The 25,385-nt window shown below is 42.6% G+C and carries 24 protein-coding genes; 8 read left to right on the top strand and 16 right to left on the bottom strand.

Going from position 1 to position 25,385, the window contains the following annotated elements:
• Positions 1–89 precede the first annotated feature (89 nt).
• From HHA41_RS06010 to HHA41_RS06025, 4 genes are all read left to right on the top strand, one after another.
• Complete coding sequence (locus HHA41_RS06010) at positions 90–1,538, top strand: leucyl aminopeptidase (RefSeq protein ID WP_168460969.1); 1,449 nt, start codon at positions 90–92, stop codon at positions 1,536–1,538.
• Positions 1,531–1,938, top strand: coding sequence for a DNA polymerase III subunit chi (locus HHA41_RS06015; protein ID WP_168418363.1), 408 nt, complete (start codon positions 1,531–1,533; stop codon positions 1,936–1,938). The genes HHA41_RS06010 and HHA41_RS06015 overlap by 8 nt, the downstream gene beginning before the upstream one ends.
• Before the next feature lie 47 nt (positions 1,939–1,985).
• Positions 1,986–2,606 (top strand): hypothetical protein, encoded by a 621-nt coding sequence (locus HHA41_RS06020; protein WP_168460952.1) that lies wholly within the window; start codon positions 1,986–1,988, stop codon positions 2,604–2,606.
• 144 nt (positions 2,607–2,750) lie between these two features.
• The gene (locus HHA41_RS06025) at positions 2,751–2,969 is read left to right on the top strand and encodes a hypothetical protein (RefSeq protein ID WP_136144345.1); all 219 of its coding nucleotides are present in this window, start codon (positions 2,751–2,753) and stop codon (positions 2,967–2,969) included.
• A 67-nt stretch (positions 2,970–3,036) separates the two neighbouring features.
• On the opposite strand, the gene HHA41_RS06030 is transcribed toward HHA41_RS06025, so the two are convergent.
• The 7 genes from HHA41_RS06030 to glnK all read right to left on the bottom strand — a co-directional run bounded on the left by HHA41_RS06030 (position 3,037) and on the right by glnK (position 9,238).
• On the bottom strand, positions 3,037–3,582 hold the full coding sequence (locus HHA41_RS06030) for a VTT domain-containing protein (RefSeq protein WP_168460954.1): 546 nt from the start codon (positions 3,580–3,582) through the stop codon (positions 3,037–3,039).
• A gap of 121 nt (positions 3,583–3,703) precedes the next feature.
• The gene (locus tag HHA41_RS06035; protein ID WP_168460955.1) at positions 3,704–4,363 is read right to left on the bottom strand and encodes a riboflavin synthase; all 660 of its coding nucleotides are present in this window, start codon (positions 4,361–4,363) and stop codon (positions 3,704–3,706) included.
• Positions 4,364–4,396: 33 nt separating this feature from the next.
• Complete coding sequence (locus tag HHA41_RS06040; protein WP_131260998.1) at positions 4,397–5,689, bottom strand: DNA adenine methylase; 1,293 nt, start codon at positions 5,687–5,689, stop codon at positions 4,397–4,399.
• Positions 5,686–6,789: a bifunctional diaminohydroxyphosphoribosylaminopyrimidine deaminase/5-amino-6-(5-phosphoribosylamino)uracil reductase RibD gene (gene ribD, locus HHA41_RS06045; RefSeq protein ID WP_136144347.1), complete on the bottom strand. Its 1,104-nt coding sequence runs from the start codon at positions 6,787–6,789 to the stop codon at positions 5,686–5,688. The genes HHA41_RS06040 and ribD overlap by 4 nt, the downstream gene beginning before the upstream one ends.
• Before the next feature lie 36 nt (positions 6,790–6,825).
• Positions 6,826–7,284, bottom strand: a complete 459-nt coding sequence (gene nrdR / locus HHA41_RS06050; RefSeq protein WP_096902237.1) for a transcriptional regulator NrdR — start codon at positions 7,282–7,284, stop codon at positions 6,826–6,828.
• A 139-nt stretch (positions 7,285–7,423) separates the two neighbouring features.
• A complete protein-coding gene (locus HHA41_RS06055) occupies positions 7,424–8,836 on the bottom strand; it encodes an ammonium transporter (RefSeq protein WP_168460956.1) in 1,413 nt (470 codons plus the stop codon).
• Between the two features lie 63 nt (positions 8,837–8,899).
• A complete protein-coding gene (gene glnK / locus HHA41_RS06060; RefSeq protein ID WP_004650081.1) occupies positions 8,900–9,238 on the bottom strand; it encodes a P-II family nitrogen regulator in 339 nt (112 codons plus the stop codon).
• Positions 9,239–9,513: 275 nt separating this feature from the next.
• Between glnK and HHA41_RS06065 the strand changes: the two genes are divergently transcribed.
• Both HHA41_RS06065 and HHA41_RS06070 read left to right on the top strand, forming a co-directional pair.
• A complete protein-coding gene (locus HHA41_RS06065) occupies positions 9,514–9,741 on the top strand; it encodes an accessory factor UbiK family protein (RefSeq protein ID WP_136143898.1) in 228 nt (75 codons plus the stop codon).
• A gap of 69 nt (positions 9,742–9,810) precedes the next feature.
• A complete protein-coding gene (locus HHA41_RS06070) occupies positions 9,811–11,298 on the top strand; it encodes a YifB family Mg chelatase-like AAA ATPase (RefSeq protein WP_168418358.1) in 1,488 nt (495 codons plus the stop codon).
• A gap of 122 nt (positions 11,299–11,420) precedes the next feature.
• On the opposite strand, the gene HHA41_RS06075 is transcribed toward HHA41_RS06070, so the two are convergent.
• On the bottom strand, positions 11,421–12,167 hold the full coding sequence (locus tag HHA41_RS06075; protein WP_289845809.1) for a TorF family putative porin: 747 nt from the start codon (positions 12,165–12,167) through the stop codon (positions 11,421–11,423).
• A 1,162-nt stretch (positions 12,168–13,329) separates the two neighbouring features.
• On the opposite strand from HHA41_RS06075, the gene HHA41_RS06080 reads away from it, so the two are divergent.
• Positions 13,330–14,655, top strand: coding sequence for an OprD family outer membrane porin (locus HHA41_RS06080; RefSeq protein ID WP_168460959.1), 1,326 nt, complete (start codon positions 13,330–13,332; stop codon positions 14,653–14,655).
• Between the two features lie 97 nt (positions 14,656–14,752).
• On the opposite strand, the gene ppa is transcribed toward HHA41_RS06080, so the two are convergent.
• Together ppa and HHA41_RS06090 are read right to left on the bottom strand one after the other, a co-directional pair.
• On the bottom strand, positions 14,753–15,289 hold the full coding sequence (gene ppa / locus HHA41_RS06085) for an inorganic diphosphatase (RefSeq protein WP_004975651.1): 537 nt from the start codon (positions 15,287–15,289) through the stop codon (positions 14,753–14,755).
• A 124-nt stretch (positions 15,290–15,413) separates the two neighbouring features.
• The gene (locus HHA41_RS06090) at positions 15,414–15,812 is read right to left on the bottom strand and encodes an MAPEG family protein (RefSeq protein ID WP_168419445.1); all 399 of its coding nucleotides are present in this window, start codon (positions 15,810–15,812) and stop codon (positions 15,414–15,416) included.
• Between the two features lie 104 nt (positions 15,813–15,916).
• Between HHA41_RS06090 and HHA41_RS06095 the strand changes: the two genes are divergently transcribed.
• Positions 15,917–16,297, top strand: a complete 381-nt coding sequence (locus HHA41_RS06095) for a hypothetical protein (RefSeq protein WP_168460960.1) — start codon at positions 15,917–15,919, stop codon at positions 16,295–16,297.
• A gap of 101 nt (positions 16,298–16,398) precedes the next feature.
• On the opposite strand, the gene HHA41_RS06100 is transcribed toward HHA41_RS06095, so the two are convergent.
• From HHA41_RS06100 to HHA41_RS06125, 6 genes are all read right to left on the bottom strand, one after another.
• Positions 16,399–18,075: an AMP-binding protein gene (locus HHA41_RS06100; protein WP_168460961.1), complete on the bottom strand. Its 1,677-nt coding sequence runs from the start codon at positions 18,073–18,075 to the stop codon at positions 16,399–16,401.
• 148 nt (positions 18,076–18,223) lie between these two features.
• The gene (gene parC, locus HHA41_RS06105; RefSeq protein WP_168460963.1) at positions 18,224–20,443 is read right to left on the bottom strand and encodes a DNA topoisomerase IV subunit A; all 2,220 of its coding nucleotides are present in this window, start codon (positions 20,441–20,443) and stop codon (positions 18,224–18,226) included.
• Positions 20,444–20,617: 174 nt separating this feature from the next.
• Positions 20,618–21,937: an MFS transporter gene (locus HHA41_RS06110; protein WP_168419441.1), complete on the bottom strand. Its 1,320-nt coding sequence runs from the start codon at positions 21,935–21,937 to the stop codon at positions 20,618–20,620.
• 149 nt (positions 21,938–22,086) lie between these two features.
• The gene (locus tag HHA41_RS06115) at positions 22,087–22,731 is read right to left on the bottom strand and encodes a trimeric intracellular cation channel family protein (RefSeq protein ID WP_168419440.1); all 645 of its coding nucleotides are present in this window, start codon (positions 22,729–22,731) and stop codon (positions 22,087–22,089) included.
• Between the two features lie 64 nt (positions 22,732–22,795).
• Positions 22,796–23,263: a YchJ family protein gene (locus HHA41_RS06120; RefSeq protein ID WP_168460964.1), complete on the bottom strand. Its 468-nt coding sequence runs from the start codon at positions 23,261–23,263 to the stop codon at positions 22,796–22,798.
• Positions 23,264–23,685: 422 nt separating this feature from the next.
• Positions 23,686–25,269 carry a TerC family protein gene (locus tag HHA41_RS06125; RefSeq protein ID WP_168460965.1) on the bottom strand — a complete coding sequence of 528 codons (1,584 nt, stop codon included), beginning with the start codon at positions 25,267–25,269 and terminating at the stop codon, positions 23,686–23,688.
• Between the last annotated feature and the right edge of the window lie 116 nt (positions 25,270–25,385).

The following is a 25,385-nucleotide window of genomic DNA, read 5'->3' on the forward strand; positions in this document are numbered from 1 at the left end:
TATCACCTTGTTATACATTGAAACTCGACGCATAAAAATGTTTCAATGGTTGCATAGTTTGCACATTTAGATAGGCATAAAATCCAGTGATAAAATTTAGCTTAAGTACGTCATTCCCAGCGCAAAGCGCCAATGAATATTTGTTGATTTTAGTGGCTGCAGAGCAAGTTCCACAGGCAACTGCTGCTTATCAAATCAAGGATTTAGACCGTATTCTTGATGCCACACAATTTAAAGCAGGCTTAAATGAAAGTCTAAGTCTGGTGGCCAATGTTGCAGAATGCGCACATAGCGCTCTGATTGGCTTAGGCAAAGTTGAAGAATTACAGCCTACCAAGCTGGCAAAAATTGCACAAAGCATTATCAAATCTTCACAAAAAAAATTTAAACAGATCAGCATTGATCTGTCTGCCTTGCCAAGCGAGTTGCACTATGTATTTGCACTCAGTCTCACCCAAGCGGCATACGCCTTTGATGAATTCAAAAGTAAAAAGAATGAATTTAATCTTGAACAGATCAACTTAATTGCCAAGGAAAGTTCACTCACTGCCGATCAGTTGCAGTTAATTGAAGCCATGCAATCAGGGCAAAACATGGCACGTGACTTGGGCAACCGTCCGGGCAACATTTGCTTCCCTGAATATTTGGCAGAACAGGCTCAAGCCTTGGCGGCAGAGTTTCCAGACCTGCTCAAAGTCACCATTTTAGATGAAGCACAAATGGCGGAACTGGGCATGGGTGCATTCCTTGCAGTCAGTCAGGGTTCAGACCGTCCAGGGCGCATCATTAGTCTTGAATACCAAGCGCAGCGTGATGAAGCCCCTGTGGTCTTAGTGGGTAAAGGGATTACTTTTGATACAGGCGGCATTTCACTCAAACCTGGCTTAGGCATGGATGAAATGAAATTTGATATGTGTGGTTCTGCCTCAGTCTTAGGCACCATGCGCGCACTGTGCGAAGCACGTTTGCCAATTCATGTGGTCGGCACCATTGCTGCGGCTGAAAATATGCCTTCAGGTAAAGCAACCCGCCCAGGTGATATTGTGACCAGTATGAGCGGTCAAACCATCGAAATTTTAAATACCGATGCCGAAGGTCGTTTGGTACTGTGCGATACCCTTACCTATGTGAAACGCTTCAACCCTGCGTTGGTGATTGATATTGCCACTTTAACAGGCGCGTGCGTGGTTGCACTCGGTTCAGTGCTAACCGGTATGTTTAGCCCTGACGATGAACTGGCAGCAGAATTGGAAGCCGCAGGACAAACTGCATTTGACCGTGTATGGCGCATGCCTGTAATTGATGACTATCAGGAACAACTGGATTCACCATTTGCCGACATTGGCAACATTGGTGGGCCAAAAGCAGGTTCAGTGACTGCAGCTTGTTTCTTGCAGCGCTTTACCCGTGACTACCGTTGGGCGCACCTAGATATTGCAGGTACAGCATGGAACTCAGGCAGCAATAAAGGTGCAACAGGCCGTCCTGTTCCATTATTGATGCAATTCCTTGCACAACGTGCAGGCCATAATGGCTAAAGTCAGCTTTTATTTGTTTGAAAAAAGCCCTGAACGGCAAGTGGAAAGCACTTGCCGTTTATGCCGCAAAATTCTGCGGCAGCAGGCGCGCATTTGGCTGCACTGCCCTGACGCTGACTTGCAACAAGCCTTAGATGAACGTCTATGGAGCTTTGATGCCAGCAGTTTTATTCCTCATGGCATCAACCAAACACAGGCCAGTGTATGTATTTCTGCCGAATTACCACTTGAATCGGACTGGATTGTGTTTAATTTTAACAGTCAGGCACTTGAAGCCTATGCAAAATTTAGTCACATTATTGAGATTATTGAAAATCACGATACCGCCAAAGTGCTTGGGCGTGAAAAATTTAAACAATATCGACGTTTGGGCATAGAACCACAGACGTTTAAGCTTTAATTTTAAAACGATTTTTACAAATACTGCTCAGAATAAGGAGAGTTGTTGTGACCTTAAATGTCGGCTCAGATTTTAAACAGCGCTGGTTAACTGCGCCTCAGGCTGTGCGCCAGACATTTATGGATGATCTTTACCGCATCTGTGAAGTCTTGCAACCTGAAACGAATTTGCAAAACTGGATTGCCCAAGATCAACGTGCACAACAGCGATCTCAGAGCACCATTGAACAAGCTTATGCCGATTTAAAAGCACGCTTGATTGAAGAAGCTCGCCAGCGTCGTCAGTTGGCCTTAGAGAAAAAACTGGAGCAGCAGCGTGCGGAACAAGCAGCCTATGCTGCACAGTTACAACAAGATGAAGCTCAGCGTTTTGCAGAGCAAACCCAGACCCTAGCCATTATGCGCCAAAGTCTGGATCATGAAATTTCAACCTATACCGCACGTTATCAGAAAAATCCTGAATTCCCTGCACTGAGTTTTAATAAAGCAGCTTTAAGTGTTAGTGATGATCAAATCCTGTCTGAATTGGAAAGTGTGCGTTTGCGTTTAGAATTAGAAGCAGAAACCCAGATTGAACAAGCAGTGACCATTTTCCGTGCACGCCTGCATGCTGCTGCTCAGGAAGAAATAGACTATATTTTAAAAAATTCAAATTTTTCTAAAGAGTAATTTTACTTTTTATACAAAATTAACCCAAAGTTTTAACCCAAGTGTCATTAAACTGCAACATTTCTGTCACATCATGAGCGCTCGGAAAAAGTTGAATTTTCAACTTTTATTTCCTTTTATGACTTTTGCAATCATGGGTTTCAAATGGATATCTTGACGAAAATTTCAGGCAAAATCGACCATCTACATACGGGCGAACAGTGGAGTATTCGTGCTCAGGATCTATGGATGAGTCGTGCAGACTTCCAATCATTATGCATGTACTTATCTAAAGAGGCTGAAAAAGGTGAGTTTTCAATTCAAAGCGATAACGCAATTGTGCCACGTTTAGGTGGTACTGAGTTGACAGTCATCAAACACTAAAACCAAATATGATCAAAAGTCCACACTGTGGGCTTTTTTTAGCACTAGCCAAAATAAAATTAAGGGTTTAAATCCAATCACCCAACCAAGATAAAATATTACCTAAACCGTAACCTATTGCCATTAAAGAAAAAATCCACACAGCAGCACCGACTACGTTATACACAGTAAAAGTCGCCAAAGGCATATGCCCCGACCCTGCTGCAAAGGGTGCAAAAGACCGCACGAAAGGTATAAAACGTGCCATTAAAATAGTTTTACCGCCATGTTTCATAAAATAATGGTTGGTTTTTACAATATATTCGGGTTTGAAATAACGTGAATGCTGATGAAAGTATTTTAGTCCCAATATGCGTCCAGTGTAGTAGTTGACGCTATATCCCAAGACCGCAGCAACAAAAAGCAAAATGCCCATATAGTGCAAATGCACCACGTCAGTGGTAGAGCACAGCGCACCAATGGCGATCAGCAAGCTGTCACCTGGCAAAAAGAACATAAACACGGAACCTGTTTCTGCAAAAATGATCAGAAACAAAATGGCATAAATCCACACCCCATAATTATCGAGTAATATGGGCAGCCAGTATTCCAAATTCATTAAAATATCAATCATCTACAATAAACCAATGCATCATCCATGATGAAAAAATGACTTTATTCGGCTGAATTATCCCTAAAAATAAAAAAACAGTCTAATTTTTCAATCAGACTGTTTGAATTTAACGGCGTTGTGCTTATTTTAAAAAGCCATTTTCAGCCAAAAACTCCATGCTGATTTTGGATTGCTGTGTGGTTTCTGCAGCTTTATCACCCAATAGCAAACGCTCAATATAGCGTGCCAATACATCCACTTCTAAATTGACTTTGCTGCCGACTTTCCATGTACCAATATTGGTGCGTTCTGCCGTATGTGGAATTAAATTTAGACTGATGATGCTGCCACGTAAATGGTTAATGGTCAGGCTAATGCCATCTACCGTCACCGAGCCTTTTTCTGCCAAATATTTGGCAATTTCTGCAGGTGCAGTCACTTCATAATAAATCGAACGCGCATCTTCACGTACCACGGTAATTTCACCCACGGCATCTACGTGCCCACTCACGATATGCCCACCAAAACGTGTGGTTGGCAGCATGGCCTTTTCAACGTTGACAGGTTGACCGACTTTCCATGTACCTAAAGTGGTACGGTTCAGACTTTCACGCGACACATCTGCCACATACCAGTTATCGCCCCACTCAATCACGGTTAGACAAATACCATTGGTGGCAATCGAGTCACCCAAATGCACATCTGACATATCTAAATCTGTCTGAATACGCAAACGTACATCACCGCCCACACTTTGCAGGCTTTCCACTTTACCTAAACTTTCAATAATGCCTGTAAACATAATTCTTTCTCTAATGTGTTCATTAAGGTGGGCTTACCACAAGGCCAGCTGGGTACTCACCCCTGAGGTATCGACACCGCCCAATTCTGCAAAATGGTACAACTGACCCAGCAACTGACGAATTGGCGGGCCTGATTTGGCATGGGTGTCGGTAATCACAATAAATTCCAGCACGCGCGCACGTTCAGACTGACGCTGCTTACTGACACGATAACGTGGCACATCTTGCGTCAATAATGTCACGCGGCCACGTTTCAAGTTAGCTTGTAGCAAGTCAGTGGCACTGATATTACCATCGGTAGAATAGCTGGTCAGAATAAAACGTGCATTGATGGTTTCCAATAAGGTTTCATAAGCCTCTTTGGCATACTTGGAAGAGTTGTATGGACTTGGACGTTCCTTACGCCACGCACGGTCAATACCACTTTTAAAGCCTTTGGTGTCTGGAGTGGGTAAATCGACCTGATCCCACAGCGTTAAAGCATTTAAAACATGATAGTTACTGCTATAGGCATGTTGGTTATATGGAGGGTCCAAATACGCGACATCAACCTCAAAACCACTCATTTGATTAGCCAGATGCTGTGCATCAACACACCACATTTCTGCAGCAGGTTTGCTGGCATCGCCAATTTCACAAAAACGGCTTGGCGTGAGCCACAATAACGATTCAATTCGTTCTAGTGCAGTTTTAGTTTTACCACCCCAACCATGGTGGAAGCTTTTAAATACCCCACTGGTATTGCTGACAAAACTGGCAGAATAGAGTAAAGGTGCCAACAAGGCCGACATCTCAACATCATCAATTGCACCCTGCGCTTGCCACGTGGCAATTTGCTGACGAATCGCATCAATACGCATACCGTTACGACGTTTAAAAAATAAACGGTCACGGCTCGGGTCATAAATTTCGTCGTTACGTGGGCATAAGTTATGCGTTACCCAGCCTTTGACTTCAGGCAAGCGGTTCAAATAATCAATGGCTTTTTGATAACCGCCTAATTCTTTAAACGCAGGTGCTTCGGTGCAGGCCAAAATCGCATGGTTTAAGGCATGGCTGTAGGGTTCCCAGTCATTGGCAATTACCCGATAGCCATTTTGGCGAGCCAAACGTGATACCACGCCTGAGCCTGCAAAAAAGTCAGCAAAAATTGGGGCACGACCATCTTTAGGATGTAGCGTTCCTGTCTGTTCAAGGGCTTCTAAAATCAGATGCAGTAAACGGCGTTTATTGCCCAAATAAGGCACCAATTGATGAAATAAGTATTCATCGGTGGTGCGTGCCGCATGACGACGTTTGTGATAAACCGTTGACTCTGAACTCATAGTGTCTCTTGAGAAGGAATTAACCTAAGGCGCACGTCATCACCCAATTGAGTGACGTCGCAAAGTTTAAATCGAAGTTGCTCTGCCATCTGCTCAAATTCTGCATTAAACATGGCACGTGCTGATTGCCCTAATAATGTAGGCGCCACATAGCTGATGACTTCATCAACTAAGCTTTCTTGCAAGAAAGCGGTAGATAAAGTTGCGCCTGCCTCAACCAGTACATCATAAATTTGATGCTGTTTGACCAGTTCAGCCAGTAAGCTTGCCAAAGGCTGTACCGCCAATTGTATCACGCCTAAGGCTGCCAACTCTGCACGATACGGCCCCATCACCATCACGGTTTCAGGTTGCTGCAGAATTTGTGCGCTCAAAGGCAAACGACCTTGACGGTCTAAAATAATCCGTTTTGGCTGTACCACATTGTGAAGATCATCCACCGCTGCCAACTGACGTACATTGAGCAGACAGTCATCGGCCAGTACCGTATCAATACCCGTAATGACTGCTGCAGAAATTGCACGCCAATGTTGCACATCTGCACGTGCTGCAGCCCCTGTAATCCATTTAGATTCACCCGAAGCCATGGCGGTACGACCATCCAAACTAGAGGCAATTTTTAAACGCACATAAGGCATACCTGTAGCCATAGCTTTTAAAAAGCCTGCATTTAACTGTGCTGCTTCAGCTTCTGCCACGCCCACACTGACCTGAATACCTGCATCCTGTAAAATCTGAACGCCTTTACCTGCCACCAATGGATTTGGGTCTGGACAAGCCACAACCACTTTGACCACGCCTGCATCAACCAAGGCTTTGGCACATGGTGGTGTGCGCCCATAGTGTGCACAAGGTTCCAAGGTCACATAGGCGGTTGCACCCTGCGCTTGTTCAGCGGCCTGACGCAAAGCAAAGACTTCGGCATGTGGCTGTCCTGCACGCGGATGGAAACCTTCGCCCAATAATTGGGCATCTTTAACAATAACGCAGCCCACGTTCGGATTTGGCTTAGTGCTGTATTGCCCCAAACGTGCCAGTTCAATGGCACGACGCATCCAAAAAAGATCATCAGGTTGCGCGTCAGTATTGAGTTCAGTCATGGATGGATGCTGTGGAATAGATGCTGGCATTGTGCTTTATTGCTCACGCGACTGCATTTGTTCAATTTGGCGACGGAAGGCTTCAACATCCTGAAAGTCTTGATACACCGAGGCAAAACGTACATAAGCGACATGATCCAATGCAAATAAAGCCTGCATAACAACCTCACCAATGGTACGTGATTTCACATCACGCTCTCCCAAACGGCGAATTTGCAGTTGGATGTCACTAAGTACCGTTTCAATTTGCTCTTGGGTCACAGGACGTTTTTGCAAAGCATGCATTAACGAACGACGCAACTTGGCTTCATCGAAAGGCTCACTTTTACCATCGGATTTAATTACCCGAGGCATGACCACTTCATAACTTTCAAAGGTGGTAAAGCGTTCACCACAGCCAATACACTCACGACGTCGGCGAATTTGGCAGCCTTCTGCCGCCAAACGTGAGTCAATCACTTTACTGTCTGCAGTGTTGCAAAATGGACAATGCATAGCGGTTTAATTGCACAAATTTAAATGAAAATGCAGTGTAGCAAAATTTCCAAACTTTGTAGAGTTTTACGCAACATATAGAAAAAAAACAGCCCCGAAGGGCTGTTTTACACAATATATTGATTATGTGCTGTCTGAATTATTCTACACGTTCACCATGTTGGCTTAAGTCGAGTCCCATACGCTCATCTTCTGCAGCCACACGAATACCGATGGTTAGATCAATTACTTTTAAGATGATGAAAGTCAGTATAGCTGAGTAAGCAATGGTCGCTAACACACCTTCAACTTGCACCCAAAGTTGGCTCATCAAGTTGCTTGGTGCAGCATCGCCCATAATAAACTCGCTGGCAAAGAAGGCGGTTAAAATTGCACCGACAATACCACCTACACCATGTAGTCCAAAGGCATCTAGAGAGTCATCAGCTTTCAGGGCGCGTTTTAAGGCAGTAATACCCCAGAAACATACGACACCACCAATTAAACCCATCGCTAATGCACCACCAACAGTCACAAAACCTGCTGCTGGAGTAATCACCACCAAACCTGCAACAGCACCCGATGCAGCACCTAATACCGAACCTTTACCACGTACCAGTTTTTCAACAACAAGCCATGCGATTGCTGCGGCTGCGGCTGCCACTTGAGTCACAACTAAGGCATAACCCGCTGCACCATTCGCGCCTAAAGCAGAACCACCGTTGAAACCAAACCAGCCCACCCAGAGTAAACTGGCACCCAGTACAGTCAAAGTCAGGTTATGCGGAGCCATAGATTCACGGCCCAAGCCCATACGTTTGCCCAACATGTATGCAGCAACCAAACCTGCAACACCCGAGTTAATATGAACAACAGTACCACCAGCAAAATCAAGTGCACCATCATTGCCTAACCAACCACCACCCCATACCCAGTGGGTAATTGGTGCATAGACCACGACCACCCAGATCGCGATAAAGGCAACAAAGGCACCAAACTTCATTCGTTCTGCAATTGAACCACTGATAATTGCCACAGTAATAATGGCAAAGGTCATTTGGAATATCACAAATAGAATTTCAGGAATACTGCCACTGAGCGCATCGGTACCAATGCCCGCCAGCATGACTTTGTCTAGACCACCAATAAAGGCATTACCTTCACCAAAAGCCAAACTATAGCCCACTGCCACCCAGGCAATACTGACCACGGCTGCTGCTACAAAGCTATAGGCCATAGTATTGAGTACGTTTTTCTTGCGTACCATACCGCCATAAAACAGTGCCAAACCAGGAATGGTCATGAGTAAAACTAAAGCAGTCGAAACTAAAATCCAAGCGGTATCGCCTGTATCTAATACAGCTTCTGGTTCAGCAGCTTCAGTCGTGCTGACTTCTGCTACAGCTGCAACTTCTGTTGTTGCATTTGTTGTTTCGATAGGAGATGTTTCGGCAGTTTCAAGCACTGCAACATCTGAAGTTGGTGCGGTGGCTGTTACGGCTTCTTCAGCCCAAGCAACAGAACCACCAAGAAGTGCGCCTGATAGACTCAGCGCGAGTAGCATTTTTTTCATTTGTGTCCCCCGACCTTTGTTTTTGTGAGTTATTAGGTACTCAGCAAACTTCGTGCCATTTTCTTAAACAGCGTCTGCACCCGTTTCACCTGTACGAATACGGATGACTTGTTCGAGGTTAGTAACAAAGATTTTGCCATCACCAATCTTGCCTGTACTAGCAACACGAGTGATTGACTCAATCACCGAATCCACCATTTCATCACTAATTGCGATTTCAATTTTAACTTTAGGCAAGAAGTCAACGACGTATTCAGCGCCACGATAAAGTTCGGTGTGACCTTTTTGGCGACCGAAGCCTTTGACTTCTGTTACGGTGATCCCTTGAACACCAATTTCAGATAATGCTTCACGTACATCATCTAATTTAAAGGGTTTTACAATTGCAGTTACGAGCTTCATGTTTGTTTTCCTTCGGCTTAATTCACCAGTAAGGTTTTATGTTCAAATTCCATGCCAAAGTTCTAAGGTCGGGGGAAATTAGAAACCGTGACATGAGTTTTCTTTATACCTTATTTTATACATTTATATGGTTTTGATCTTCAAAAAATAGACATATTTACTAGAAGATTTACGATTTTACTCATCGAATAAATCCATATTTCGTCTGAAATGCTATAGTCTATTAAAGACCAGTGCTACACTGCCTACCTTTGTCCATCTGTGTGGAAACAACAATGATTGAAACTTTATTACAAGCCATTTTGGAACAAATTGAACAACCCAAAAAAGATTTAGAACATAATTTACGTGCTTTACTGAATGAAGCCGTGACAAAAATGGATTTGGTCTCTCAAGATGAGCTAGATCGTCAGCGTACTGCGCTGAATAATGCCAATTTGCGTTTAAATGAATTGTTAAAACAAGTCGAAATGCTCGAACAAAAGATGCAGCTCAAAAAATAAGCACCAATTTAGTGCCATAAAAGACCAAACACCTATAAAAATAACGCACCAAAACGGATCATAATAATAATGTCTTTTGCCAAAGTTTATACACGGGGGCTATTGGGTCTGCACGCCCCTGCCATTGAAGTCGAAGTCCATTTAAGTCAGGGTTTACCCTCTTTGACGATTGTCGGCTTAGCCGAAGCGGCAGTCCGTGAAAGTAAAGATCGGGTACGCTCTGCCATTATCAATAGTGGTTTTCAATTTCCAAGCAAACGTCTAACCATTAATTTAGCACCAGCAGACTTACCTAAAGATGGTTCTCGCCTTGACCTTGCCATTGCTTTGGGCATTTTGATTGCTTCAGGTCAACTGCCCGAACACAGTAGCGATGGTTTAGAATTTATTGGTGAACTGGCTTTAGATGGTCAATTGCGTCCAACTACAGGTACGCTGAGTATTGCGATTGCCTGCCAACAGGCACAGCACTGTTTAGTTTTACCCGAACAAAATGCGCAAGAAGCCGCACAATTACCAGACTTTGAAGTTTTTGCTGCCAATCACTTAAAACAAGTTTGTGAGCATTTGGCACAACATCAGCCACTTCATAAAGTCACGCCAGCAAACCAGCCTTTGCTCTCGGCTTCGGCTTTTGATCTGGCAGATGTAAAAGGGCAATTACGCCCAAGACGTGCTTTGGAAATTGCAGCAGCAGGCGGACACTCCTTGTTGTTTAAAGGCCCGCCAGGCACAGGTAAAACCTTGTTGGCTTCTCGCCTTGCCAGTATTTTACCGCCCTTAGATTTACAAGAAAATTTACAAGTTGCGAGTATCTACTCAGTCGCCAACACACCGCATACTTTTGGGCAACGCCCATTTCGTGCCCCACATCATACTGCCTCTGCCGTAGCATTGGTCGGGGGTGGCTCATATCCAAAACCTGGCGAAATCACGCTGGCGCACTTAGGCGTGTTGTTTTTAGATGAATTACCTGAGTTTGATAAGAAAGTATTAGAAGTATTGCGGCAACCGTTGGAGTCTAAAGAAATTGTGATTTCTCGGGCATCGCGACAAATTACCTTTCCTGCGAACTTTCAATTGGTGGCTGCAATGAACCCCTGCCCCTGTGGTTATGCTTTTAATCAGGACGTGCGCTGTCAATGCTCTACAGAAAGTATTAAACGCTATCAAAATCGTATTTCAGGGCCACTGTTAGACCGCATTGATTTACATATTGATGTTCCACCACTACAAGCCCATGAATTACAAGACAGTAGACCTGTTGAAGATTCCGAAACGGTGCGAAAACGCGTAATTCAAGCTTATGAATTGCAAATGCAACGACAAAAGGGCTTAAATATGTCGCTCAGCCCAAAACAATTAGAACAGTTTGCCCTATTAGATGGCACTGCACAGGATATTTTAACCATTGCACAACAACGGTTAAATTTGTCTGCACGCGCTTATCATCGGGTGTTACGCGTCGCACGTACTATTGCAGACTTGGCGCAAAGTGAACAGATTCAAAGCGGCCATTTGAGTGAAGCATTGTCTTATCGTGGCAATCCAGCCTAGGCGAAAATATTGAGATATAAAAACAGCCCATTGCCATGTCTAAGCAATGGGCGAGTTATCTTGTTATTCTTTTGGATGTTACTCCCAATTGGAGCTTTTTATTTATCCTGAATACAGAGGACTTAGAATGCTTTGGTCAAAGTAAACACAGCACCTGTTTCAACACCACGCTTCGCAGCGTGTGACATGCCATCGGTATCAATATCTGTACCAACGGCAGCCAATTCAGCAGATAAACCTTCTACTGATGCAAAGCTATAGCTCACACCTGCTTTCCAGTCGATATAACTGTCTTCACCACCACCAAAATCAAAATCATCTGCTAGGGTGTAACCAATACCCGCAACACCTGAGAAACCTGTATCTGCAAACGGTACGCTATAAGTTGCATTGAAATACCAAGCATCTGTATCACCACCAAGAAAATCATTGGAGTAGTTAATTGCGGTAGATAAGCTGGCATCTTTAAATCCTACATCGCTAAAGCCCAATTTGGCATAGGCTTCCAACCAGTTTAAATCGCTTTCACTTGGGTAAAGGTAATACCATAGACCCACGTCTAATAATGGCTTGCTGGCAAAACTGTCTAAAGTAGTGGCATAACCCAAATAAGGGTCGAGTTCTAAATGTGCTGTGCCACCAAAATCGACATTGGAACCCCACACACCTGCATAAAGGCCTGAATCATGGCTCAACGCAAAACCCGCTTGCACCGCAGGATCACTCATTGTTTGTGTCATGCCACGAAAACGATAATCACTGGTCATTGCCGCAGTACCACTAAAAGACAATGCTGAAGTTGATTCTGATGCCATGCTTAGACCAGATGCTGCGATCATCGCTGCTGCAAAAAGTGTTTTAAATCCCATGTTCATGATTATTCCCCCTGCATCTGATGAGATGCTTGTGTCTATTGTTGTTTAACTCACATGGAGAATTGCAAACCGTGTGCCAACATTCAAAAAAACAAGATTTCCCATACTTAGAATAGCCTCACAACCACATATAAATAATTGTTATTTATATTTATTTTCAAATTAATAAATTTCTTATTTTCATCGCTATGGCCTACAACTCACTTTTGTTCATTCTTTTTACATAGATGTATAAGTCATATTTACTGTGCAGATACCGAATACATTGCAACATTTTTGATGTGCCTGACTTAGAACTCAAATTTAAACTGCCTAAAAAAGTGCAATAACATTTATTCGCACATCTTTGCATATACTAAAAACTGGGACAAAGTCATTACTCATATGCTTACAGCCCCTTGCCCATTAAGGGCAAACAGCATGTTTGGCCTAGAAAAATATTGTTTGAATACGAATAATTTTTTGCACCAAGAACATGCATATCATTCAAATTGTTAAACCGAATACCCAATGTGAGATTTCAGCAATATCGTGGCAGGCTGATGCAATATCTTCTGAAGTTATTACACTTAAAAACTTAGCGAAGAGAGAAATGCTAATTGGGTCAAATTCATCAAAAACAGCACAAATAAAGCACTGTATTTCACATGAAACACTTCATAGCTAAAAACTATTACTCACCCCATAAACACGATTCTATTTTTTATACTTTTAGTTCAAATAAAAACCAAAATATACAACCTTATCTATTCTTAAATTTAAAACCGCACTTTTGAAGAAATACTTAAGAAGATGAAGTAAACAAAAAATTTTAGGTTTTTACTTACTTATTTCACCATAAATTCTTAACTTAAACTGCTGAAATATTAAACAAAGCTGATTTTATGGCTAAAATTTACAAAAAACTTAAAGCATTGCTCCCAAGTCATCCATTCTAGCTGTTCAGCTCATTTAAAATTATGCTCATGTTTTTACTAAAAATTAAAATAATTATTAAACTTTTTAAAATTCAATATTTTTAATGACCCTACAGTTTATCGAAAAAATGCTTAACTTTAGTGTCATAAGCCCCTTAAAAATGATATTTTCGCGCCTAAATAGCGATACAATTCGGCTACGTTTCAACTACACATTTACTGCATGAGGCTGTCTCCCAATGCTGCAATCTAAAAAATTAACACTAGCGTTGCTCATCAACGCAGCGCTTGTTTCAACTGCATTTGCTAGCGAACAAAGTGAATCTAAAGGCTTTGTAGAAGACGCAAACGGTTCGGTTTTATTCCGTACAGGTTATTTAACCCGTGACTATAAAGATGTAGCACCTGGTACAGATACAAGTTCATTTGCGCAAACTGCAATCGTAAAATTAGATTCTGGCTTTACCAAAGGTGTAGTCGGTTTTGGTGTGGGTGTTGTTGGTGATGCCTCATTCAAGCTAGGTGAAAATGCCCATTCAGGTAATGGTATGATTCCAACCCATAATGATGGCTCAGCTTATGACCATTGGGCACGTGGTGGTGCAAACGTTAAAGCACGCATCTCGAATACCACGGTAACTTATGGTACTCAAGTACTCGATTTACCAGTACTTGCTAGCAACACTGCCCGTTTAGTACCTGAATATTTTGAAGGTGTTTTAGCGACTAGCCGTGAAATTGATGGCCTAGAGTTAACTGCTGGTAAATTCACTAAAAATCAATATTCTGACCAAATCAACTCAGATGGTAATCAATTAGATCATGCTGTTGTCTGGGGTGCGAAATATAAAGTCAATGATGCAATCAATACTGCTTATTACGGTGCAGACATCAAAGATCGTTTAGAACGTCACTATGTAAATGCTAACTTTAAACAAGCGCTTGCGAATAATAGTGCCTTAACATACGACTTCAGTGGCTACCACACCAAGTGGGATGCAGCTTCAAATGGCAGTGCTTATACTTACTCACATACATCAAATGATTTTGATAATTTAAGTAACAGTATTTGGGCACTTTCTGCCACATATAACACTGGTTCACACAACCTCATGGTGGCATACCAACAAAATACTGGTAACACAGGTTATGACTATGGTTTAGGCAGAGGGGTTGGTGACGGTCATCAAACTATTTATATGCCTAATTCATATTTATCTGATTTTATTGGTAATGATGAGAAGTCTGCACAAATTCAATACACCTATGATTTTGGCGCAATGAATATTCCAGGCCTGACTTGGACATCTGCTTTTGTTTACGGTTGGGATATTGACGTTCCTGCTGACTATAAAGGTAATCGCTCAATCCTAGAAACGAATGATGCTCAAGAACGTGAATTCTTTAACCAAGTGAAATACACCGTTCAATCAGGTTTTGCGAAAGATGCAAGCTTACGTCTACGTCATTCATACTACCGTGCAAACGATGAATACAAGAGTATATATATGCCAGACACCAACGAATGGCGTATCTGGTTAGATATTCCTGTGAAATTATTCTAATTTCTCGGAATAGAAACCCAATAAAAAACCTGCACAAAAATTGTGCAGGTTTTTTTATCTCAGCTTTAAAATAAAAGCTTAGCAGGCTAAGCGCAAATTATGGATTTGCTGCTTTATAGCCTTCAATTGAGTTCAATACTTCTTGTTTTGCAACATCTGCACCTTCCCAACCACTTAACTTCACCCATTTGCCTGGTTCTAAGTCTTTATAGTGTTGGAAGAAGTGTTCAATTTGGCTGATCAATAATGGTGGAAGATCAGTATATTCTTGAACATCTTTATAAATTGGGGTCAATTTTTCGTGCGGAACAGCAACCAGTTTCGCATCAATACCACCGTCATCTTCCATGTTCAATTTACCCACTGGGCGACAACGAATCACAGAACCTGGCTCTACTGGATGTGGTGTTACCACCAACACGTCTAATGGGTCACCATCCAATGAAAGTGTATTTGGTACATAACCGTAGTTTGCTGGGTAGAACATTGCTGTACCCATAAAACGGTCTACAAATAACGCATCAGAATCTTTATCAATTTCGTATTTGATTGGCGCTGCATTGGCAGGAATTTCAATAATTACATAGATGTCATTTGGTGCATCTTTACCCGCAGGGATATTGCTGTAGCTCATAGCATCACTCTTTAACAAGTTAAATCTTTTTAAAACCGCGTCAATTATAACGGTATTCGGTCTGGAATTACTGCGAGATTATACATCTGCCAAGTAAAAATACATATTTTCAGACCTGACTTGATCAGGTCAGTTTAATCACCATCAATAAAATACAAATTGGGCAAAGCAATGACAAAATCCAGACAATTGAGCGTAAAGTTGCCCAGTTGGCTAAATAGCAAATGCCGTAAGCAATACGCAGTACAATATAAGCAATACCAAACATCATCACCACCACTTGTGGGATGACCATATATTCAGCCATCAATACTGCTGCCACAAACAATGGTAGGCTTTCAAAACTATTTTGTTGCACTGCATTGGCACGTGCCGCTAAGCCTGTTGTTTTGGCTAAAAATTCACGTGGATTTTGATTATCTTCACTTTTAAAACCACCTGCCATTTTAGCCACTACCGTAAAAACATAGGGCAACAGACAGGCAATAATAATCAGATAAACCACCCCACTTATGCTTTGCATCAATTTTTTCTCATAAACTGTGTTTAGAACTTATCATAACATGGCATTTCTTGAATAAATTTTGTTAAATAGCATGTTTTAAGCAATTGTATAAAGGATCCATTATGGTCAGCCCTGATCAAAAGGAAATGTTCGATGTACTTGAAAAGCAGCGCCAACATCAACTGCGAGTGGATCGTGTTTTAAAAATTGTCTTACCCATTGTGGCATTTTTATTGATGGTGATTTGCGCCAACATGAACGTATGGTCCACCATTTTTACGTTTATCGTATTGTGGGTTGCGTTTTATGCTGTGGGTATTAAGCGTTTACCGCTGTGGCACTGGCTGATTGTGATTGTGGTGTATTGCCTGATTGATAATATTTTAAGTTATGGCAGTTTCAATCAGTCTGGGTTTAGCCGACAGTTTGGCGCTATGTTTATTTTCTTAGGCATTGTTGGTGTTGGCCGTCGTTATTTTGACCGCTGGCTCATGAAAGAATAATGCTGTTTTGTTCTAAGATATAACGATTGGTTTTCTAAAAAAGAACCATAAAAAAATGCCCCTGAATGTTCAGGGGCATTTTTTAGAATATGCTGAATGAATTATGCAGTTTTACGCAAATCTTTACGTAAGATTTTACCCACGTTCGATTTTGGCAATTCATCCATAAACTCTACATAACGTGGGCGTTTATAACCAGTTAAGTTCTCTTTAGCAAATGCCAATACTTCTTCTGTCGTCAATGAAGGGTCTTTCTTCACTACAAACAGTTTAGGCACTTCACCTGATTTTTCATCAGGTACACCAATGGCAGCCACTTCTAAAACTTTAGGGTGTTTAGACACAACTTCTTCAATTTCAGATGGGTAAACGTTAAAGCCAGACACCAAAATCATGTCTTTTTTACGGTCTACAATTTTCACATAACCACGTGAATCCATCACACCAATGTCACCCGTACGGAAGAAACCATTGATCATAACTTTTTCAGTTTCGTCTGGACGGTTCCAGTAACCACGCATCACTTGCGGACCACGGATTGAAATTTCACCTTGTTCACCCAGTGGAACTTCATTACCGTCATCATCCAAAATAGCCACTTCGGTTAATGGCAATGGAATACCAATCGTACCGCTAAATTCTTCAGATGCAGGTGGGTTTGCAGTCGCAACAGGAGAAGTTTCAGATAAACCATAACCTTCAATAATGTTGGTACCTGTGACTTTTTTCCACGCTTCAGCTGTTGATGGCAATACTGCCATACCACCGCCCATCGCCATCTTCAATTTGCTGTGATCGAGCTGTTTAAACTCTTCATTGTTCACTAACGCATTGAATAACGTGTTTACTGCAGGGAAGAATGTCGGCTGATATTTACGCAATTCTTTCATGACCGCAGGTAAGTCACGCGGGTTAGGAATTAGTACGTTAGCCTGACCTTTATACATGCCGTAAAGTGCACACACCATGAATGCAAAGATGTGATATAGCGGTAATGCACAGAAAATACGGTCATCTGGCTGACCATCTTGTGCACCAAATTTACTTTGGAAAATACCATCACATTGCAGCATGTTAGCAACAAGGTTGCGATGCGTTAATTCTGCACCTTTAGATACCCCAGTTGTACCACCTGTATATTGCAATACAGCAGTATCACTTAAAGTTAAGCTTGGGCGTTTGTAGTTGCTTGGACTCACTTTAGACATTGCCGCATTAAATTTAATGTGACCTGGAATGTTCCATGCTGGAATTTGCTTACGCACTGAACGTAAAACGAAATTCACCAAAGTACCTTTTAAAGCACCTAGCATATCGCCCACAGAAGCAACAACCACGTGCTTCACAGGAGTTTTACCAATAATGGCTTGATAAACAGAGGCAAAGTTTTCAACAATTACCAAAACTTCAGAACCTGAGTCATTTAACTGATGCTCAAGCTCACGCGAAGTATAAAGCGGGTTCACGTTCACCAACACTAAACCTGCGCGGAACACCCCCAGTGCAACAACAGGATATTGGAGAACGTTCGGCATCATCACCGCAACACGCGAACCTGGTGCCAAACCTAAACTTTGTAGATAAGTTGCAAATTTACGGCTTGCTTCTTCAAGCTCACTAAAGGTTAAAACCTTATCCATAAAGATAAAGGCATCACGCGAACCAAATTTTTGGAAATTGCGTTCAAAAACATCTACAAGTGACGTGTTTTCTGCAGGTAGCTCTACAGTTTCTGGAATCCCTGTCTTTTGGTATTCAGCAAACCAAATCTTTTCCATAATGCCAATTTCTCCAATCAATAATCCTTAGTTTTAAACTGTTTTTCTCAATATCGGACGTCGTTGTTTGCTTGTTTATGTCCAATATTGCATCCATTTTCACGAATACAAACCATATATAACGTATTTTGCTTAAAAAACGCTAGTATTATCTTTGAATTAACAGTTTATTTGCTTTTTGATAGCCGCGTGGTAGGAGCTGACCTTTCGTGCCACGCTTCGCCACATATTTAAGCAAGTCTTCGCCTTTGAGTTTTAATTGTTGCTGTCCTGCAAATACTTGAATTGCTTCATCTAAATTTAAGGGTAGCATAGACAACAACTGATCTTTTTCTTCGAGTTGTATCAATTTATTACCTTTACCTTTGTTTAAAACTGGCAATTCTGACAACTCAATTACCAATAAACGTCCCGCTGAACTGAGCAGTGCAACATGACTGGCTTGTTCAGTCATTTGTAAATTCATCACCGTGGCTTTTTCAGGCAAAGATAAGAACGCTTTACCGGCTTTGGCACTGGTATCTAGCTGCTTGGCCTGCGTTTTAAAGCCATAACCTTTGCTGCTGGCGGCTAAAATTTCACTGTCATCTTCTGCAATCAGTAATTGTTTAAAGCCAACACCACTGGCAGGTGAAAGCTTAGAACTCAGCGGCTCACCTAAACCACGTGCCGATGGCAAGCTATTAATGGCCAGCGCATAACTGCGTCCTATGTCATCAAGAATATAAACACGCTGATTGGATTTGCCTTGCGCATGACTAAGGTATTGATCACCTGCACGGAAGTTCAGATTTTCTGCATCCACTTCATGTCCTTTGGCACAGCGAATCCAACCTGCTTCTGACAACACCACAGTCACAGGGTCGGCAGGTAACATATCTTGCTCATTAATTGCAGTTGCTTCAGCGCGCAATACGATTGGTGAACGACGATCATCACCAAATTTTTTCGCGTCTTCTTTCAACTCATTAATAATCAAATTTTTCAAAGATTCAGGGTTGGCCAATTGTTCACGAATAATGGCTGCTTTGGCTTCGAGTTCTTCCTGTTCACGGCGAATTTCCATTTCTTCAAGTTTGGCTAAATGACGTAGCTTTAACTCTAAAATGGCTTCGGCCTGTATTTCATCAATCCCAAAATGTGACATCAGTTCAGCTTTAGGATGATCTTCTTCGCGAATAATTCGAATTACAGTATCAATATCTAAATAGGCAATCAGCAAACCTGCCAAAATATGTAGACGCTTTTCGATTTTATTGAGATGGTACTGCAAACGACGTGTAACGGTATTCTTACGAATTTCAATCCATTCCAACAAAATACGACGAATCGATTTAACCTGTGGACGACCATCTGCACCAATCATGTTCATATTGACGCGATAGCTCGATTCTAAATCGGTGGTGGCAAACAAATGACTCATCACCGCTTCGGCATCAATACGGTTGGAGCGCAGTACAATCACCAAACGGGTTGGGTTTTGGTGATCGGATTCATCACGAACGTCACTCACCAATGGCAGTTTTTTTGCCTGCATTTGATCTGCAATTTGGGTAATGATTTTCGAGCCTGAAACCTGATATGGCAGTTCTGTAATCACGATTTCATTTTTTTCAACGCTGTAAACAGCACGCATACGGTAACTACCACGCCCTGTACTTTGCATTTTTAGCAATTCTTCAGGTGGGGTAATAATTTCGGCTTTGGTCGGTAAATCAGGCGCAGGAATATATTCTGCGACTTTTTCATCACTCAAATTTGGATTACGAATCAGGGCAATAGTACCTTTGACCACCTCACGCAGGTTATGCGGTGGAATATCGGTGGCCATCCCCACGGCAATACCTGTGGTGCCATTCAGCAAAATATTCGGTACACGTGCAGGTAAATTGACAGGTTCCTTTAAAGAGCCATCAAAGTTATCTTGCCAGTCACAGGTACCCTGCCCCAATTCTGCCAACAACACTTCGCTGTATTGCGACAGTTTGGCTTCGGTATAACGCATCGCCGCAAATGATTTAGGATCATCTGGCGACCCCCAGTTACCCTGACCTTCAATAAAAGGATAGCGATAGCTAAACGGCTGTGCCATCAATACCATGGCTTCATAACAGGCGGAGTCACCATGTGGATGGTATTTACCCAGCACATCCCCCACGGTACGTGCTGATTTTTTTGGTTTGCCGCTGTGCTTGAGCCCCAGCTCACTCATGGCATATACAATACGGCGCTGAACAGGTTTCAGACCATCACTGATATGTGGCAATGCACGATCCATGATGACGTACATGGCATAGTTGAGATATGCACGTTCGGTAAATTCTGCTACGGAACGGTTTTCTGTCGCATGATGCGCAAGGTTTGTCATAAAACCTATCGTCCTAAATCATTTGTTTTTGTATCAATGGGCTTATGCTAAGTTGCAGTTGCATCCTGCACAAGAGTTAGTACAGATGCTCTGCGACATTTTGTGTCTTATGACTTAAAAATATGCATTTTATAACCGATATGCAATGCCAAATAAAAATAGGCAAATTGTCTTTTATAAACCCATCGACTCTAGCGTTTTACCTTTGGTTTCTTCACCCAATACCACAATCACCACAGCCACGGCCAATAAAACAGCGGTAAACATCATAAAGACATAACTAAAGCCATTTTGCATCACCATTAAGTGGGTGACTACCATTGGGGCGACAATTCCCCCCACACGCCCAATGGCCGAGGCCCAACCCGAACCAAAAGCACGGATATTGGTTGGATATTGCTCTGGGGTGTAGGTGTATAACACGCCCCAGGCACCCAAGTTAAAGAACGACATCAGACAACCCCAGAACATGATCATCGCCACACTGTCTGCCTGACCAAAGAAGTAAGCCGAAACTGCACACATTCCAATAAAGCCAGCCAAAGTGGCTTTGCGCCCTAATTTTTCGACCAACCATGCGGCTGCAATATAACCCGGGAGCTGTGCCAAAATCATGCCCAATACATATTCAAATGACTGTACGATGCTATAGCCTTGCTGTACCAACAGGCTTGGCAACCACGTAAAAATGCCATAATAGGAATAGACAATACCAAACCAAATTAGCCACAGCATTAAGCTACGGCGGGCAAATGGCCCTGACCATAGCTGGGTAAATGAAATGTGTTGTTTGGCTGCAACAGGCTGAACTTCAATCTGTTCAATTACCTCTACCCCGCATTGGCGCTCAAACTTTTGTACTAAGGCATGTGCTTCGGCAATACGTCCACGATTAATTAAATAAGGAATCGACTCAGGGACTTTTTTCCAAATCACCAAAGCATACAAGGCAGGCAAACCACCTATTAAAAATGCCATATGCCAGTCAAATTTTGGAATCACAAAATAGGATACCAATGCCGCACATAACCAGCCCAAGCCCCAAAAACTTTCCAGCAATACAATAAAACGCCCTCGCACATGCGCAGGAATATATTCACTGACCAAAGTTACGGCAACAGGAAGCTGCCCACCTAAACCTAAGCCGACAATAAAACGAAATACCAACAACCAAGTTAAATTAGGTGCAAAGGCACAGGCTGCAGTTGCTAGACTATAAATAACCAAGGTACTGGCAAATACTGTTTTACGTCCAATTTTATCGGCTAGACCACCTGAAAAGACCGCACCAATGGCCATACCTACAAAGCCAATTGACACCACCATGCCTTTTTCCGCAGGGGTCATGCTCCAGTCTTCTGCCATTTTTGCCAAAATAAAGGAAATCAGTCCTGTATCCATGGCATCAAACATCCAGCCCAGACCAATCACCACCAGCAGGCTATAGTGAAATTTACCAATCGGCAGACGTTGTACACGTGAAACTAAATCCATAACACACTCTTCAGGTTGGCTAAAAGGAGGGCTGTGCAGGGCACAGCGGTGTGTTCTATTTTTATACTATGAATACTTATAGAAGGGATAGTCCCCAAAGACCAATCCTATGCGATCAGTCTAAAATTTAAATTTGAAAATGAGCAGTCTTAGGACTCATCTTTGGATGATGCCGAATGCTCATCATCATCCTGATAAATAAATTTTGGCATTTCCAAACCAAAGTAAATGGCAATCAAACGCAAGGTAAAGCCAAACACCAAAGTCGCAATCACGGTTAGTTCTAAAGACAGTCCGATTTCAATACATAGCCAATAACAAATTACAGATACAAAAGAAATACTGGCATATAACTCACGGCGGAACACCAAAGGCACATCGTTACATAAAATATCGCGCAAAATCCCGCCCGATACGCCTGTCAGAACACCTGCCACGGCAGATACCACAAAGCCATGCCCCATTTCTAAAGCAATTTGACAACCAATAATGGTAAATCCAATTAAACCCAAGGCATCTAGCACCAAGAAAATTGAGCGTAGATGACGCATCCATTTGGCAATTAGAATCGTGACAAAAGCGGCAATACAGGTCAGCACCAAATATTCAGGATGCTTCACCCAGGTTAAAGGATAGTGCCCCAATAAGACATCTCGTACCGAACCACCACCCAATGCGGTGACACAGGCAATCAGGGTAACCCCAAACCAGTCCATGCTACGACGCCCTGCAGACAATGCGCCTGTCATCGCTTCAGCAGTAATGGCAATTAAGTAAATGACCAACAACAACATGGACTTGCCCTTCTTTCACTAGGCCAATAGATGCGCGTTATGATAAGCGAAAACCAAATAAAAGTTATAAAAATTGCGCACAACATTGCTTAAATTTTTTACCCGAACCACAAATACATGGCTGTTTCATGGTTGGCTGTTGCCCTGTGGTCGGGTCTAGAAAATACCAGCGTGCCTGATATTGCACAAAATGGGAAATTTCGTGGTGAACCTGTACCTGTTTAGCATCATGGTAATGCGCTTTAAACTCTACTTGTGCATGGGTTTTGTCCAGCTTTTCATTGCTGCTCAACACTTCCAATTTCAACCATTGATTTGACCGACTCCAATCTGCAATCGCAGCTACATCTAGGCTGGCCTGCTGCCCCAGCGCAGTGGTCTGTACAATATAATCAATCTGCTGCAAGGCAAATGCACTATAGCGTGAACGCATCAGCTGGGTTGCTGTGGTCGCATGCGCTTGCCCCATATGTAAAGGCTGACAGCACTGTTGATAATTCCCTTGCCCACATGGACATGCCCAATCACTCATAGAAAATTCCAAAAATTCATCTCAATAATAGGGTCTGTTGACACTTCGTCTATGTTTGCGGCATGAGAGATATATCTCGCAAGGTTTTTTAGCTGATATAAGGCATGGGGGCAGGAAATTTAGTCATTCTAAATGACTGGCACATAACGCAATAGCAGCAAAAAATATGCTCGCCCCCTTGCGCAGCAAACAAAGCAGTGCTTTGTTTTTGCTCATGTGGCTAAAACTTTCTCAGATTGCGTTATGAAACTTGGCAATAGTCTGGCTATTCCCTGCGTTTCATGCTTTACGACGTATACGTCTCATACTCAGTTTTAACCTACAGCGCAAGCCATTTATGAAATGTCAACAGACCCCAAATAGCCTGACGATGCAGGCTATTTTAACGGAAGCGCAAGACTGAAATACAGCTAAGTCAAGGCTTATGATGCACTTGAAGGCTCTTGCTGAATCAGATGGACTTTTTCAATTTTATGTCCATCCATCGTCACGACTTCAAATACATATCCATCGGATAACAGCTTTTCACCATTTTCAGGCAAACGTCCCAAATGGAACAGAATATAACCCGATAAGGTTGAATATTGCTCGCTTTCATCCACCAAATCACGCCCAAGCAATAAAGAAACATGGCGAATATCGGTGGAGCCATCTAGCAGCAAGGAACCATCTTCCAGACTTTCGGCATGCGCATCTATGGTGTCTTCATCAGGGAATTCACCTGCAATGGCTTCCAGAATATCAATAGGAGTTGCTACTCCTTCAATAGAACCATATTCATTCAGCACAATTGCCATTTGTAACGGCGCTTGACGCAGTTGTTCCATCACCATCAATACCTGTGCATTTTCATGCACAATCACAGGTTCACGCAGATGTGTTTCAAAATCCAGCACACCAGTTTCAATGTACTGATTCATCACTTTATGGGTCAGGACAATACCCGAAATATTGTCTAGTTCACCACGTGCCACGATCACTCGTGAATGGGTCATGCTCAATAACTGGCTACGGATAGAAGCTTCGTCTTCATCTAAATCAATCCATTCCAGCTCGGGACGTGGCGTCATCACTGACTTTACAGGACGTTCAGATAAGCCCAATACCCCTTGCACCATGACACTATGATAGACCCCATTTTCTGCATCAAAGACTTCATCGGCAAAGGCGCGCGTGGCCAACACATCTTCACTCACATGGCTGCTTTCTGTGGTGTTTTGGCTTTTCCCACCCAACATACGCATCACCGCAGAAGCAGTACGGTAGCGTAAATCAGTCGTGGTCACGGTTTTTTCCTGATTTCTGCGGATGGTTTGGTTCAGGAATTCAATCATCACCGAGAAGCCAATTGCGGCATATAAATAGCCTTTTGGAATGTGATAACCAAAGCCTTCAACCACTAAGGAGAAGCCAATCATCATCAGGAAGCACAAGCATAGAATCACCACTGTCGGATGCTTATTAACAAAGTCCATCAGTGCTTTGGAAGCCCATAGCATAATGCCAATTGCGATGATCACCGCAATCATCATGACAGATAAATGCTGCACCATGCCCACAGCAGTAATTACGCTATCGAGTGAGAAGACAGCATCTAACACCACAATCTGCACAATCACCATCCAGAAAGTAGCGTGCACAGGGTTTTCTTCTTTTAGTGCAGGTTTGCCTTCAATGCGTTCTCGCAGTTCCATAGTGCCTTTAAAGAGCAGGAACACACCACCAAACAGCAGAATCAGGTCACGTCCAGAGAAAGGATGATCAAAAATATGAAACAGTGGTTGGGTCAGCGTTACCACCCACGCAATAGAAGCAAGTAAAATTAGGCGCATGCCCAAAGCAAGGATCAGACCCACGACCCGTGCAGTATTGCGTTGTTCTGGTGGAAGTTTTTCAGCCAAAATGGCAATAAAGACTAAGTTATCAATACCCAATACAATTTCGAGCACAATTAGGGTCAACAAACCCACCCAAGCTGCAGGGTCAGACATCCATTCAAAGATCATCTGTTCTTCTGTTCCTTAAAATGTAGTCAAACATAGTCGAGGACTAATTCGCACTCTGTTAATGTCTTGTTGCCAAACGTGTAACTAGAGCCTGAGTCGGTCAGTTCCGACTTATA

Origin of the sequence: Acinetobacter sp. A1 (assembly GCF_012371315.1) — a bacterium.
Taxonomy (GTDB): Bacteria; Pseudomonadota; Gammaproteobacteria; order Pseudomonadales; family Moraxellaceae; genus Acinetobacter.